The sequence below is a fragment of the Streptomyces sp. NPDC050508 genome (assembly GCF_040655155.1).
GTDB lineage: Bacteria > Actinomycetota > Actinomycetes > Streptomycetales > Streptomycetaceae > Streptomyces.
The window spans coordinates 1-12,692 of record NZ_JBFAJJ010000030.1; the positions used below are offsets into that span (position 1 = coordinate 1).

Genomic DNA, 12,692 nt, shown 5'->3' on the forward strand with positions numbered 1-12,692 from the left:
CTGCCTGGACGCGCTTGCCGTTCGCGGAGGCCGTGGTGTGGATGTAGCGGGCGATGGGCGTCGAGCCGGCGATGTGCAAAGGAGACGGTCGCTACGCTCCCTTTGCCCACGCTGCGCGTGGGCGGATCCCTGCGCTGCGCTCCGGGATCCAGTGGGGCCGGCCGCTGCGCGGCCAGCACGGCGCGCGGTGCGCGCCCGTCGGGTGAGGGAGTGTCAGGTGCGGCAGTTGGTTGTATGGGTGGGAATTTGGAGAATCCTGCGGACTCCAGGGCGGGTCCGCTGCGCTCCCCCGCCTGAGAGTCCTTCCGGCTGCGCCTCCAGGACCTTGGGGCCCACTGGCGCGGGCAGGGTTGCTTGTGAGGGTGGGGGCGCTCATTCGTGTTGGGTTTGAGTGTAGTGGGTGCATCGAGTTGATGCAGCATGTACCGTTGGCGGAAACGCGAGACACCCACCAACCGCTCGGGCGGAGCGAGAACTTTAAATGGAAAAGAAATCCGGGGAAATGCCTAATATCCAACTCCGGGAACACCAGGTTTACGCGACTTCTGGTATCCGCAAGTGGGTGGGATTCCCTGCGAGATCATCTGTGCCCCCCGAGGGGATCCGTGGCACGGGCGTGTCAGCGACCGGCTCCGGGAAAACGATCACCGCCGCGTGGGCGGCGCTGGAGAACTTCCGGGACGGCCGGGTCCTCGTCATGGTGCCCACCCTGGACCTGCTCGTGCAGACCATCCAGGTGTGGCGCCGGGTCGGGCACCGCTCCTTGATGGTCGCCGTGTGCTCGCTGGAGAGCGACCCCGTGCTGAACGAGCTCGGGGTGCGCACCACCACCAACCCCATCCAGCTCGCCCTGTGGGCCGGACACGGGCCCGTCATCGTGTTCGCCACCTACGCCTCCCTCGTGGACCGGGAGGACCCCGAGGACCCGTGGGGCCAGCGGAAGGTACGCGGGCCGCTGGAGGCCGCTCTGGCTGGCGGGGAGCGGCTGTACGGGCAGCGCATGGACCCGTTCGACTTCGCGGTAGTGGATGAGGCCCACGGCACGGCCGGTGATCTTGGCCGTCCGTGGTCGGCGATCCACGACAACGCCCGCATCCCGGTCGACTACCGCCTCTACCTCACCGCCACCCCGCGCATCCTCGCCTCACCCCGCCCCCAGAAGAGCGCGGACGGCCAGGAGCTGGAGATCGCGTCGATGGGCGCGGACTCCCAGACCTACGGGCCCTGGCTGTTCGAGCTCGGGCTGAGCGAGGCGATCGAACGCGAGATCCTCGCGGGCTTCGAGATCGACGTCCTGGAAATCCGCGACCCCTCCCCCATCCGCGGGGCATCGGAGGAGGCGCAGCGGGGCCGACGCCTGGCCCTGCTGCAGACCGCCCTGTTGGAGCACGCCGCACGCTGGAACCTGAAGACCGTCATGACGTTCCACCAGCGGGTGGAGGAGGCGGAGGCGTTCGCGGCGAAACTCCCGGAGACGGCCGCGGAGTTGTACGTCACCGAGGCATCCGACGACGCCCTGACCAACGCGGAACGCCTGCCGAAGTCGTCGATCGACGCGGAGCTCTACGACCTGGAGGCCGGCCGCCACGTACCCCCGGACCGCGTGTGGTCAGCATGGCTGTGCGGCGACCACCTCGTCACCGAACGGCGCGAGACCATCCGCCAGTTCGCCAACGGCATCGACGCCGACGGCAAGCGGGTCCACCGCGCCTTCCTCGCCTCGGTGCGGGTCCTGGGCGAGGGCGTCGACATCGTCGGCACCAGAGGTGTCGAAGCGATCTGCTTCGCCGACACCCGCGGCTCCCAGGTCGAGATCGTCCAGAACATCGGCCGCGCCCTGCGCCCCAACCCGGACGGCACGACCAAGACCGCCCGGATCATCGTGCCCATCTTCCTGGAACCCGGCGAGAACCCGGACGACATGGTCGCCAGCGCCAGCTTCCGCCCCCTCGTCGCCGTACTCCAAGGCCTCCGCTCGCACGATGAACAACTCGTCGAACAGCTCGCCTCCCGCGCCCTCACCCGCAGCAAGCAGCAGCGCAAAATCCACGTCCGGCGTGACGCGGACGGCCAGATCGTCGGCGCCGGCGAAGGTGACAGTGAAGACCAGGAGCCGGACGACACCGAGGGCGCAGTGGAGTCAGCGCTGCTGCACTTCTCCAGTCCGCGCGACGCGGCGACCATCGCCGCGTTCCTGCGCACCCGGGTCTACCGGCCGGAATCCCTCGTGTGGCTGGAGAGCTACCAAGCCCTGCTCCACTGGCGGAAGAAGCACCACATCACCGGCCTCTACGCCGTCCCCTACGACACCGAGACCACGGTGGGCGTCACGAAGGACTTCCCCCTCGGGCGGTGGGTGCACCAGCAGCGGAAGGCGCTGCGGGCCGGGGAGTTGGAGGAGCGGCGCAAGGAGCTGCTGGACGCCCCCGAGGCCGGGATGGTGTGGGAGCCCGGTGAGGAGGCGTGGGAGACCAAGCTCTCCGCGCTCCGGTCGTACCGGCGGGCCACCGGCCACCTCGCACCCCGGCAGGACGCGGTCCGGGGCGAGGGCGACGCGGTGGTGCCGGTCGGGCAGCACATGGCCAACCTCCGTCGTAAGGGCCAGAAGAACGGCCTGGGCAAGGACCCGGAGCGGGCGGCGGAACGCGCGGCGCAGCTGACCGCCATCGACCCGGACTGGGACTGCCCGTGGCCGCTCGACTGGCAACGCCACTACCGGGTGCTCGCCGACCTGGTCGACGCCGACGGCCCCCTCCCCGACATCGCACCCGGCGTGCTCATGGACGGCGACGACATCGGCAAGTGGCTCAAACAGCAGCAGAATCCGGGCACCTGGGCGCAGCTGTCCACCGAGCAGCAGGAGCGGCTGTCCCAGCTGGGCATACAACCACTTCAGACACCTTCTCCCGCCCCAGCGGCTGTGCGGTCGAAAGGCTCGGGCAAGGCGGAACAGGCGTTCCAGCGAGGCCTGGCGGCCCTCGCTCAGTACATCGCCCGCGAAGGCCACGCCCGCGTCCCCAGGGCTCATGCAGAGCGGATCACGGTCGGCGGCGAGGCTGAACCGGTGACCGTGAAGCTGGGCGTATGGATCTCCAACACCAAGACCCGCCGCGACAAGCTCACCGCAGAACAACACGCCGCCCTCGCGGAGCTGGGAGTCGAGTGGGCCTAGATGAATGAGTGTGGTCCTGCGGCGCCGGATCGGGCGACCCCGCTGACGGACAGGTCAGTCCCACTGCTCGTCCGCGAGGGAGCTGACCGGCTGCGGCTTGCCGATGACGGCCAGAGCGATGAAGAAGTTGATCTGGCCGATCGCGATGGTCAGGGTGGCCAGCGCCTTCTCGTCGTAGTGCTTCGCCGCCTCGGCATACAGCTCGTCGGAGACGCGCTCCTTGCCATGCGGGGCGGGCTGGAGGGTGGCCTCCACCAAGGCCAGGGCGGCGCGCTCGGCGTCGGTGAAGTACGGGGCGTCCTGCCAGGAGGAGACGGCGGTGATGCGCTCCTCGGACTCCCCGGCCTTGCGCAGGAAGCCGGTGTTCAGGATCGTCAGGTAAGTGTTGCCGACGATCTGCCCGGCACGCAGGTGGACGAGATTCATCGTGGTGCGCGGCACCGAGTGGTTGCCCGTGGCCCGGAAGAGGGCGGCGCTGATGTCGTTCAGCTCGGGCACGAACTCGGCCGGGTTGGGCATCCGGGAGATGGAGGTGTTCGTCATGGCTGCTCTCCTTCGCTTCCGCCTGGTTGACGTCTTCACAGCACTGACGGAACGGCGCACGCAGATGTGACAGGAATCCGGAAAAGTTCTCTGGCGTGTTCCGGACCTGGTGACAGCCCTGTCCTTCCCGGGCCGCGCCTAAATTGGGTGAGCCCGATGTCTTCAGTGGTCGCAGGCGATCAGCGAGCGTTTGCCCTTGGAAGCGGCTGCCGAGGTGTTGTGACTGAGCGCTTGAGTTGGCGGATGAGAGTTTCAGGTGGCGGGCTTGTGCTCATTCCGTCCCGAGCGCTGCTGGCGGCGCGCGGCCAGCGTGCCGCCGCTCTGCCGGCAGGCGGCCGGCTCGTATCACGTGAAATTTCTGAGTTCTCGGATCCGCCGGTCGAGCTGCTCCAAGACCGATGGGAGGTGTTCGGCGGCGTATGCGAGAGACTTTGCGGAGCCCTGAAGGCCGCGGGTGTCGAAGACCTCTGCCGCGTACGCCAGTTGCCGCGCGGTGCGCGTGTCAGGGCTTCCTGGGCTGTCCGACATCACAGCGATGATGTTGCGGAGCTCTGTGAGGGCGTCCGATGTGAGCGTTCCAGTCTGCTCCAGCTGGTCGGCGACCTTCTCCAGCCGAGTCACCGGCGGGGTGAACACTGAGATGAGGAGGTCGGTGAGCTGGTCTTCGTCGAGCGGACCGATCCGGTCCAACTGCCGGCCGTGTTCGCCTTCGTGGTCGCGCTTCCACTTCCGAAGGAGCTCGGGTGGATAGAACTCCTCGCCATGGTTCTTGTCGTCGACTTCGGCGTGATGGGCGAGGCAGAGCAGCAGCAGGTTCTTGAACGACTCTCGGTCCCGTGCTTCTTCCTCGGAAGGGCAGGGGCGGTAGCGGGCGGCGGTGCGTTTGACTCCGATGATGCGGGCGATCTGAGCGTTCTTTTGGTAGACGCCCGGGCGGACTTCATAGATCACGGGGAAGGGGCATCCAGGTGCGTAGCAGCGGCCGCTGCTGAGGGTCCAGAGAGCTGCCTCGACGGCGGCGGGAATGCTTCGCCGTCGTGCTGCATCCTCGGGTGATTGCCCCATATGAGCAACCCAGGCGATGTCTTTGTAAGGGTTAAGACCAAAATCCAGCCCGGATCCAATCCGCCGAGTGCATCCGGATGAGCTCCCGATACCCGATCAGCACAACCATCCGAGCCCCGGGCGCCGCCCGCCAATCCAAACGCTCATCCGCCGACTCAAGCGCTCAGTCACAGGTGTCGGCGGGGCTCGCGGCTGTTCGAGATCTACAGGTCGAACTCAAGGTGCTCGATGTCCGTGAAGCGCACCTCCTCCAGGCTGCCGGCGCGGCGGCCGCCGTCCTGGAAGTACACCTCTTTGAGTGCCTCAGCGGCGAGTTCCTGGAGGCGCTGCTCGGTGGCGCCCTGCTCCTGGGCGTCGAACAGGCGCGCGGCGTAGCGGGGCGGCAGGGCGACGGTCAGGTGCCGGATGCGGTCCTGGTCCGTCGACCCGATCGGCGCGGTGTAGCCGAGCCGGGCACGGGTGTCGATGACGATGCCGCCGGTCGTCGCCGCCTTCTGCCGGGCCCTGGCCCGGATCTGCGGCTGCCACCGGGCCTTCACCTCGCGCTCCAGGCGGGCGGCGAGGTCGGGGCGCGGCTTCTTGATCTGGTCCTTGACGTACCGCTCGACGGTGCGCTGGGAGATGCGCAGCATCTGGGCGACCGCCTTGGTGCCGCCCAGCTGCTTGACCAGGTACCGCATCCGCGCGCCCGCGCTCTTGGGCGCCGGGCGGGTGAACGCCTTGCGCACCGCGGCGTCCAGGCCGTCCCCGAACAGGCTCATCGTCGCCTTCTCCTACTCTCCGTTGTCGACGTCGGTGACGGTGCCGTCCTTGATGTACCGGGCCAGGTTGAGCTCGGGGGCGTTGAACCGCTCGCGGACCTCTTCGCCCCACAGGACGTCCTGGGTGCCCTCGTGCTTGACCAGGCCCGGGTTGATGCCGAGCTTGAAGCCGCCCGGCAGCGGCTTTCCGTCCCGGTAGGGCAGGACGGCCAGCGGCGAGGCGCCGCCTGCCGCGTAGACGACGCAGTCGGAGAGGACCGCGATCGGGTACTGCCCGGTGAATGCCGCATGCTTGACGATCTTGCGGTGCAGGTTGATCCGGGTGCGGGAGATGACCGCCGCGCGGATGTCGGGCCGCCACGTCGGGCGGGAAAGCGCCCGCCACGGCTCGCCCGGCCGCCAGCCCTCGCCCCGGGGCCGCTCGCGCAGCTTGCCCAGGCCGCCCTTCACCGTCGCCTTGACCGCGGAGACGACGATCGCCAGTTCCGGGTCACGGCCGCGGTAGCCGTCCACCGCCGCCAGGAAGTCGGCCGGCTCCAGGTCCGCGTGCACGCCGAGGTCGGCCATCGTGGCGAGGAAGGCGTCGCGCAGCCGGTTGTACCAGCCGTCCAGATAGCGGCCGTTCTCGTACCGGACCCACGCCTCGACCGGACGCACCTCGTAGCCGAGCTCCACCGCGTACGCCACGGTCGGCGTCGCGTACCAGGCCGGGCCCTCGGGGCGCTCCCCCTTCGGCGTGAACGGGCTGGGCAGCAGACTCGCGTCCAACTCCGCCCACGTGTCCTTGCCGGCCTTCACGCGGGACAGGTCGACGTGGGACAGGTCCACCAGCCACGAGCCGGGCAGCTTCGCATCGAATACCGGCGCCGTGACATGCGTCGGCGCACCGAGGCCGACGACCAGGCCGTTGGCGCCCGCTGCGAAGGCCATGTTCACGTCGATGCCGACCAGGTGCCGCAGGGTGCACTCGGCATCCGTCATCGGCCGCGCCCAGTCGTACGCCTCCTCGAACAGCTTCTCCGCCGGGCCGCGCGCGTGGAAGCGCGGCAGGTCCTTCAGGAGCGGGTGCCCGTCGGGGGCCTCGCACGGCGCGCAGTCCACCGGGTCCTTCCCGAGCGAGCCGGGGTTGTGCTCGGAGTGCCGCTTGCCGTCGGCGTCCGGCTCGGACGCGCGGGTCGGCGGGTGCAGCGCGGTCATCAGCTCCAGGCCGGTCACGGCGGTCGAACCGCGCGGCGTCATCACCCGCGACGCGTACACGCCCAGGACGCGCGCGAGTTCCGCCGGCGGGAGCTGCCCGGCCTCGCCCCAGTGCCGGGTGTCCAGCGCGTTCCACGACGGGACGCACAGCTGCACGCAGGCCCGCTCCGAACCGGTCGCCGGGCGGTAGATCCGCGCCCACGGCCCGAACCCCCGCTTGGTCAGCTTCCACTCCGCGCGGGCGAGTTGCCTGATGACCTTGTGGCCCTCCGGGATCCGCCCGGCGAGCCGCTCCTCGTCGGTGAGGGCGACGGGCAGGCCGTAGCGCTCCAGCGCCGCCTCGGTGAGCACCAGCAACGGGTCGGCGTCCTTGCCCGGACCGGACAGCTTCGGCTGCCCCAGCTTCGCCTCGCGCAGCGTCCAGTCCACCAGGGCCGGGAGGGACTTGGCGGGCACGTCCAGGACCAGCCCGCCGACGCAGTACGCCAGCACCTGGCCGTCGGCGACGTCGACGACAGCAAGCGGCCCGTTCTCGAACCGCAGGTCGGCACCGCCTGCCGGGAGGGGCTTTCTCTCGCCCTGGCGGCGCGACACCGGCGTGGTCGTGGCGGCCGTATGCGGTGCAGCGGCCGGAGCGGCGGGGCGGCGTGCGGTGTGCGCAGGCTCCGCAGTCGGGCCTGTGGGTGCGGTGCGGGCTCGGGCCGGTTCGGCTGCCGGTGACGCAGGGGCGGCCTCAGCGGCAGGCGTCTGGGGGGCCGCCGTGTCCTCGGGGAGCACGGGAGCGTCGGCGGGGTAGAGCCGGGCGAGCTGCTTGAGCAGGCGGGCGTAGGCATCGCGCTCCGGCGGCCTGGGCTCGGTCTTGCCGGCCTCCCAGCCGCTGACCGTCGCGCGCCGCACCTGCAGTGCGGCGGCCACCTCGTCCAGGGTCAGGCCGTGCGCCTGGCGCAGCCGCTTGCGTTCCTGCGGCGGCGGCAGCGGGGAGCGGGACGCGATGAGCGCGTCGACCGCGTCGAACAGCTCGGACATGCAGCACCTCCTGTCCCACAACCCTAGCGTGAAGCGCACTTTTCGCGTACCAAGCGCGTACGGATGGCGTAAGTGGCGGTTGAGTGTTCACGTTTGCTCCCGGAGGGCGTCCTCGGGCTCGGGCTGTTGCGGGCTCTCTGGCCGAGGGTCCGCGGCGGTGTCTTGGCCATGCCTGAACCGGCCGGGGAGAACCGCCTGGTGTGAGAGATCGGGGAGAGCAGACGGCCGCCGTGCGCCAGCCATCGCGGTGACAGAACACTCGGGGGCGGGCACGGGTGAGATCGTCAAGGGGACGTGAGCGGGCGTTGCTGACCCGTCCCGTGCCCATACGCGACGCCGCCGTCCGATTCCTGCTCAAGACGCAGAAGGGCTCCACGAAGAACGTGGCCGTTTTTCTGGGGATCTCCCCGCGCACGGTACAGAGGCGGGTCACCACCCGGCCGGGAATGCGCCGCCGTCCCCGTGCCGTGCACGCGGAAGGATCGATGAGGCCGTCAGGGCACGGTGGCAGCCCCTGGTACGCGCCCGCCGGCGGGAGCGGGCCGAGGCCGACGGCGTCGTCCTCCGCACCGGGGCGCGATTCGGATCCGCCGCCCCGGCAGGCTCGTCGGACGATCCGCGAGTACGGCTGATCACCCAGTACCTGTCGAAAGAAGTGGCCCGCGAGCTGTTCGCCGCCCGGGACGCCGGCGGAGGCGAGCAGCAGCAGACGGTAATCCTCGCCCGAGCCCTGGGGCATGCCTGCTTCCGGGACACGGGCCGACGCGCCCACGGTCTCGGGATCGCCTTCACCGACGTGGAGTTCGCCGATTTCTCCATCGACTGACGTGCACCAGGGTTCGGACTCAGCGCGTGGGCGGGGTCTGGCGCCGCATCGGCATCGCGTCGTAGCGCTGTGCTTCCTCACGTTCACGCCCGTCCCACCGGGTGCGGCCGGCAGGGCCGGTGCGCTGGCCGGCGGGCGGCTGCGGCGGGCACAGCCCCGCAGCCTCCGCCACGCGCAGCAGGCGGGTGCGGTCGTGAGCGCCGGCCAGCAGATGCCGGTCCTGGCCGGGCGCGAGCCGGGCGAAACACACGGCGGCCTCCAAGAAAGACGCGCGCCCACGGCGGCACCCGGTGGGTGGCGCAGCCGTCGGTGCAGCGGGCGCGGTCGTGCAGTGCCGGGGTGGCCGCGGCATCGTCGTAGTCGCCGGGGCGGGCAGTGGCGAGCTGTGGGAAGGACGCCGGTGAAGAGCGCGGCGGCGAGGGCGGCGGCCGGACGCGGACGGGCGGTCACGGCGGCCAGGCGTCGGGCGATTTCCCGGGCTGTCTGCTCGGTGAGGGGTGCGGGTGGCGGGCGGTGCCGGAAAGTGATCGGCGCCGGCGCGCACGGGGCGGTACAGGGGGCGGGGCTGTCGTAGGAGACGAGGCGCTCCAGCGCGGGCAGAGTCAGCCACCCGCCGGCCGGCCGGACTCTTCAACAGGCGGGGCGGCAGCGGCGGGTGCGCCGCAGCAGTGACGGCGGGCGGCCTGCAAATCGGCGGTGACGCAGTAGTCGGCCGTCCGCAGCACCTGGTGCAAGGCGGCGGGCAGACGGGGACGGTGACAGACCAGGGTCGGATGGATGCCGGTAAGGGCGCGCAGCTCCAGGAAGCGCATCGCGCGGCGGGCGGTGAGGCGGTGGGCGCACAGAACAGCCAGCCGGGTGACGGGCAGGGCGGTGATCCATGCGGTGGCGGCTTCCCAGGCGGGCTGACGGCCGGCGGGAAAACCGCCCGGGAGCAGGGGCGGTTTACCCCAGGGCGGCCAGAAGGCCGTGGGCAAGACCGGTCTCGCCGGTGGTGCCCGGGCCGGGGTGCAGGGTGATCCGGCCGGACGGCACATGGTGGGCGGCCAGGGCGGTGTGCGTGTGGATCACGTCGCCGCCCGCGCCGATGACCACCGCGACGGGTGTCGGCGGCGCGGCGGGCGGCAGGGCGGCGTGGTAGTCAGGCAAGGCGGCTGAAGGCCCGGCGCAGCAGTTCCCGGTCGACACGGGGGCGACCGGTGCGGGCCAGGCCGGTGCGGGCGTGTGCGGTCAGCCGGGCCCACGCGCGGAAGTTGCCGTGTGCGGCGTGCTGGCCGGCGAAGGCGATGTCGTCGGGATCGGCATCCGCCCACACCGGATGGAACAGCAAGATGGCCTCCAGGACCTCGCCGGGGGTCAGGCGGGTGAAGTGCTGCCGGATGAAGATCCGGGAGGACAGCATCGGTTCGCGGCGCAGCACGGTGTGGCAGCCCTCCCCGCCGACGAAGACGACCGCGAGCCGGATCGAGGGTTCGTCCCACAGACAACGGAACTACTCGAACACCTCCCCGCTGAGCCACCGGGCCTCGCCCACCAGGAAGGTGCGGGGACGTTCGGCCAACGCGTTCTTCAGCAGACGGTCGAACTCGCCGGGGTGGCGCGGCGGTTCACCGGCCAGGTCGAGCGCGGTGAACACCTCGTAGCGCACCGCGCGGGCGGTGGGCCGGGCCCGGAAAATGATCCTGCGGACGTCCTCGTGCGACCTCGTCCAAGTGGCCCTCGGCCACATGGAAGCCGGCGCAGCCGAGGCATTCCTCGCGCCCCTGGGGGTCGTGCGGCATCGCGTCGACCGCGCATCCGCAGGCCAGCGCGCATGAGCAACTGGCCAGGTAGTTGCCCGAGATGTTCCACGTCATGACTGCTCCTGAAGGAGGGAGTGCGGCCGTCGTCCGACGGTGCGGACGGCGCTGGCATCAGGAGCGGACCGGCGGGGAACGCGCGGCCTGCGCGGAACGAACACCGCACACCCCGGCCCCGAGCCCGACTCCCCCGTCGGCGGTGCGCGATGCCTCGCCGCTCACGGCCGGGATCCCTGCTGGCGCGACGGGTGCTTCCATGGCCGACTCGACCCGCGAGGTCCGCGGGCGACTCCTCCGCCCCGCGAACCCCTTCTGATTCCCGCGTAGGCGCGCCCGCGGAAGGCATACAGGTCACACCCATGGGCTCCCCCCGCGCCGCCGACTGCACGTGGCTCGTCGCCGTGGCCGTCGGCCGTGCGATCGAACCGCTCAGGGGTGCCCGTTGAGTGTCGTACGGGATGCGATGTGGTCGAGCATCGCGTCCAGCGCCACCTCCAACGGCCTGACCTCACGCTGGATTTGGGTGAGCAGGAGGCCGCCCTGGAGCGCGGCCAGGGTGGCGAGGGCGAGGTCGTCCGGGTCGCCGTCGAGTTCACCGCGCGTGTGCATGGCCCGCAGGCCCTCGCGGATGGCGGCCTCCCAGCGCAGGAACCCGGAGGCCACCGCGAGCCGCGCCTCGGGGTTCGTCTCGGCGACCTCGCTGCCCAGCGAACCGATCGGGCAGCCCCCGCGGCACTGCAGCCGGCGCTGGTATTCCACCAGAGCGTCCCGCCAGCGCCGTAGGCCCGCCATGGAGTCGAGGCTGGCGAACAGGGACTGCTGCATGTCCAGCACGGCCTCGGTCTGGTACTCGATCACGGCCAGCAACAGCGCCTGTTTGTCGGCGAAGTAGTGGTAGATCTGCGAACCGCTCACCCCGGCCGCGGCGCGCACGTCCTCCAGCGTCGCCTCCGTCACGCCCCGCTCGTACATGAGCTCGGCGGCCGCGGCCACGATCCGGTGCCGGGTCTCCTGCCCCTTACGGGTCAGCTTCTTAACCGCCGGGCGGCGCGTCTCAGTGCTCACAGTCGTCCACGCTAGCAGATTCTGGATTGGACAACCCATTTTTTCGTCACCATTGTGGGTCAGGTAACCCATTCCGGTCGCGCGGATCGCGGCCGGACTCCCGGAAGGACCCAGCATGGAACTCTCCGACAAGGTCGCCCTGATCACCGGCTCGACCGGCGGCATCGGCAGCGAGACGGCCCGGCTGATGGCCGCGGCCGGCGCCGAGGTCGTCGTGTCCGGCCGCGACGCCGGACGCGGCGTCGCGACGGTGCGGTCGATCACGGACGCCGGCGGCCGGGCACGCTTCGTCGCGGCCGACCTCACCGACCCGGCCGCGGTACGCCGTCTCGCCGAGGAGGCGGGCGACGTCGACGTCCTGGTCAACAACGCCGCGATCTTCCCCGGCGCACCGACCGTGGACCAGGCCCCGGACTCCCTCGACGAGGCGCTCGCCGCCAACGTCCGGGCCCCGTACCTCCTCACCGCGGCCCTGGCACCCGCCATGATCGCCAAGGGCTCCGGCAGCATCGTCAACGTCAGTACCATGGCCGCCCGCATCGGCATGCCCGGCCTGTCCGTCTACAGCGCGACCAAAGCCGCACTGGAGTCGCTGACCCGCACCTGGGCCGCCGAGTTCAGCCCGGCCGGTGTCCGCGTGAACACCGTCGCGCCCGGCCCGACCCGGACCGACATGGTCCTCGCCACCGTCGGCGAGGAAGGCGCCGAACAATTCGCCAAGACCACCGTGCTCGGCCGGCTCGCGACCCCGCGCGAGATCGCCGAGGTGATCCTCTTCCTCGCCTCGGACCGCGCGAGCTACCTCACCGGCGCCACCATCGCGGCGGACGCCGGCCGGACCGCCGTATAGGCCGTACAGCGGATGCCGCCCAGACCCCCGGACCGGGCGGCATCCCTGCGGAGGCCACAGCGAGCGACAGCCCCTTCGATCCGTGGAGCCCACCCGCACAGTCGCCAGCGGTGGCACATCCGTGGCGGCGCAGGGAAGCGTCCGGTCGACGCGCCGCGCGTCGACCGGACCGGACGGTCGTACGGCAGGGCGCCGCCCGCCCGGCGAGCGAGTCAAGGGCGGCGTCACAGCCCTGCGCAGGACCTGGGCGTCAGCCCGGCGCGGGAACGCGGGTCAAGGCCGGCAGCGCAAGGAGACCGGCCATTGCCCTGCAGAGCAAGCCGCCCCCGCTCCCGCGCCGTGACGAGAGCCATGCACAGCACATCCCGCAGTGCCCGGTGATGGCGGT

At 71.0% G+C, this 12,692-nt stretch carries 13 protein-coding genes; 3 read left to right on the forward strand and 10 right to left on the reverse strand.

The window, feature by feature from the left end:
- Positions 1 to 502: 502 nt before the first annotated feature.
- The gene (locus AB0I69_RS45440; RefSeq protein ID WP_363101721.1) at positions 503 to 3,172 is read left to right on the forward strand and encodes a Helicase associated domain protein; all 2,670 of its coding nucleotides are present in this window, start codon (positions 503 to 505) and stop codon (positions 3,170 to 3,172) included.
- Positions 3,173 to 3,226: 54 nt separating this feature from the next.
- On the opposite strand, the gene AB0I69_RS45445 is transcribed toward AB0I69_RS45440, so the two are convergent.
- From AB0I69_RS45445 to AB0I69_RS45460, 4 genes are all read right to left on the reverse strand, one after another.
- A complete protein-coding gene (locus AB0I69_RS45445; RefSeq protein ID WP_363101722.1) occupies positions 3,227 to 3,715 on the reverse strand; it encodes a carboxymuconolactone decarboxylase family protein in 489 nt (162 codons plus the stop codon).
- 345 nt (positions 3,716 to 4,060) lie between these two features.
- On the reverse strand, positions 4,061 to 4,666 hold the full coding sequence (locus tag AB0I69_RS45450) for a hypothetical protein (RefSeq protein WP_363101723.1): 606 nt from the start codon (positions 4,664 to 4,666) through the stop codon (positions 4,061 to 4,063).
- Positions 4,667 to 4,983: 317 nt separating this feature from the next.
- The gene (locus AB0I69_RS45455; RefSeq protein ID WP_363101724.1) at positions 4,984 to 5,541 is read right to left on the reverse strand and encodes an XRE family transcriptional regulator; all 558 of its coding nucleotides are present in this window, start codon (positions 5,539 to 5,541) and stop codon (positions 4,984 to 4,986) included.
- Between the two features lie 12 nt (positions 5,542 to 5,553).
- A complete protein-coding gene (locus AB0I69_RS45460) occupies positions 5,554 to 7,764 on the reverse strand; it encodes a helix-turn-helix transcriptional regulator (RefSeq protein WP_363101725.1) in 2,211 nt (736 codons plus the stop codon).
- Between the two features lie 655 nt (positions 7,765 to 8,419).
- Here AB0I69_RS45460 and AB0I69_RS45465 point away from each other — a divergent pair.
- Positions 8,420 to 8,590, forward strand: coding sequence for a terminal protein Tpg-like protein (locus AB0I69_RS45465; protein ID WP_363101726.1), 171 nt, complete (start codon positions 8,420 to 8,422; stop codon positions 8,588 to 8,590).
- 19 nt (positions 8,591 to 8,609) lie between these two features.
- Here the strand turns inward: AB0I69_RS45465 and AB0I69_RS45470 are convergent, their stop codons facing one another.
- The 6 genes from AB0I69_RS45470 to AB0I69_RS45495 all read right to left on the reverse strand — a co-directional run bounded on the left by AB0I69_RS45470 (position 8,610) and on the right by AB0I69_RS45495 (position 11,454).
- Entirely contained in the window at positions 8,610 to 8,840 is a 231-nt protein-coding gene (locus AB0I69_RS45470) for a hypothetical protein (RefSeq protein WP_363101727.1), read from the reverse strand.
- Between the two features lie 352 nt (positions 8,841 to 9,192).
- Positions 9,193 to 9,567 (reverse strand): hypothetical protein, encoded by a 375-nt coding sequence (locus AB0I69_RS45475; protein WP_363101728.1) that lies wholly within the window; start codon positions 9,565 to 9,567, stop codon positions 9,193 to 9,195.
- Positions 9,536 to 9,739 carry a hypothetical protein gene (locus AB0I69_RS45480; protein WP_363101729.1) on the reverse strand — a complete coding sequence of 68 codons (204 nt, stop codon included), beginning with the start codon at positions 9,737 to 9,739 and terminating at the stop codon, positions 9,536 to 9,538. The genes AB0I69_RS45475 and AB0I69_RS45480 overlap by 32 nt, the downstream gene beginning before the upstream one ends.
- Complete coding sequence (locus AB0I69_RS45485; RefSeq protein WP_363101730.1) at positions 9,732 to 10,010, reverse strand: hypothetical protein; 279 nt, start codon at positions 10,008 to 10,010, stop codon at positions 9,732 to 9,734. The genes AB0I69_RS45480 and AB0I69_RS45485 overlap by 8 nt, the downstream gene beginning before the upstream one ends.
- A gap of 72 nt (positions 10,011 to 10,082) precedes the next feature.
- The gene (locus tag AB0I69_RS45490) at positions 10,083 to 10,319 is read right to left on the reverse strand and encodes a hypothetical protein (RefSeq protein WP_363101731.1); all 237 of its coding nucleotides are present in this window, start codon (positions 10,317 to 10,319) and stop codon (positions 10,083 to 10,085) included.
- A 499-nt stretch (positions 10,320 to 10,818) separates the two neighbouring features.
- Positions 10,819 to 11,454 (reverse strand): TetR family transcriptional regulator, encoded by a 636-nt coding sequence (locus AB0I69_RS45495; RefSeq protein ID WP_363101732.1) that lies wholly within the window; start codon positions 11,452 to 11,454, stop codon positions 10,819 to 10,821.
- Positions 11,455 to 11,569: 115 nt separating this feature from the next.
- Here AB0I69_RS45495 and AB0I69_RS45500 point away from each other — a divergent pair, with 115 nt between their 5' ends.
- The gene (locus tag AB0I69_RS45500; RefSeq protein ID WP_363101733.1) at positions 11,570 to 12,304 is read left to right on the forward strand and encodes an SDR family oxidoreductase; all 735 of its coding nucleotides are present in this window, start codon (positions 11,570 to 11,572) and stop codon (positions 12,302 to 12,304) included.
- The last annotated feature ends 388 nt before the right edge of the window (positions 12,305 to 12,692 follow it).

Coding starts and splice junctions, on each gene's coding strand:
- AB0I69_RS45440 (WP_363101721.1), top strand. CDS start 503: ATGCCTAATATCCAACTCCGGGAACACCAGGTTTACGCGACTTCTGGT.
- AB0I69_RS45500 (WP_363101733.1), top strand. CDS start 11,570: ATGGAACTCTCCGACAAGGTCGCCCTGATCACCGGCTCGACCGGCGGC.
- AB0I69_RS45490 (WP_363101731.1), bottom strand. CDS start 10,319: ATGTGGCCGAGGGCCACTTGGACGAGGTCGCACGAGGACGTCCGCAGG.
- AB0I69_RS45460 (WP_363101725.1), bottom strand. CDS start 7,764: ATGTCCGAGCTGTTCGACGCGGTCGACGCGCTCATCGCGTCCCGCTCC.
- AB0I69_RS45455 (WP_363101724.1), bottom strand. CDS start 5,541: ATGAGCCTGTTCGGGGACGGCCTGGACGCCGCGGTGCGCAAGGCGTTC.
- AB0I69_RS45445 (WP_363101722.1), bottom strand. CDS start 3,715: ATGACGAACACCTCCATCTCCCGGATGCCCAACCCGGCCGAGTTCGTG.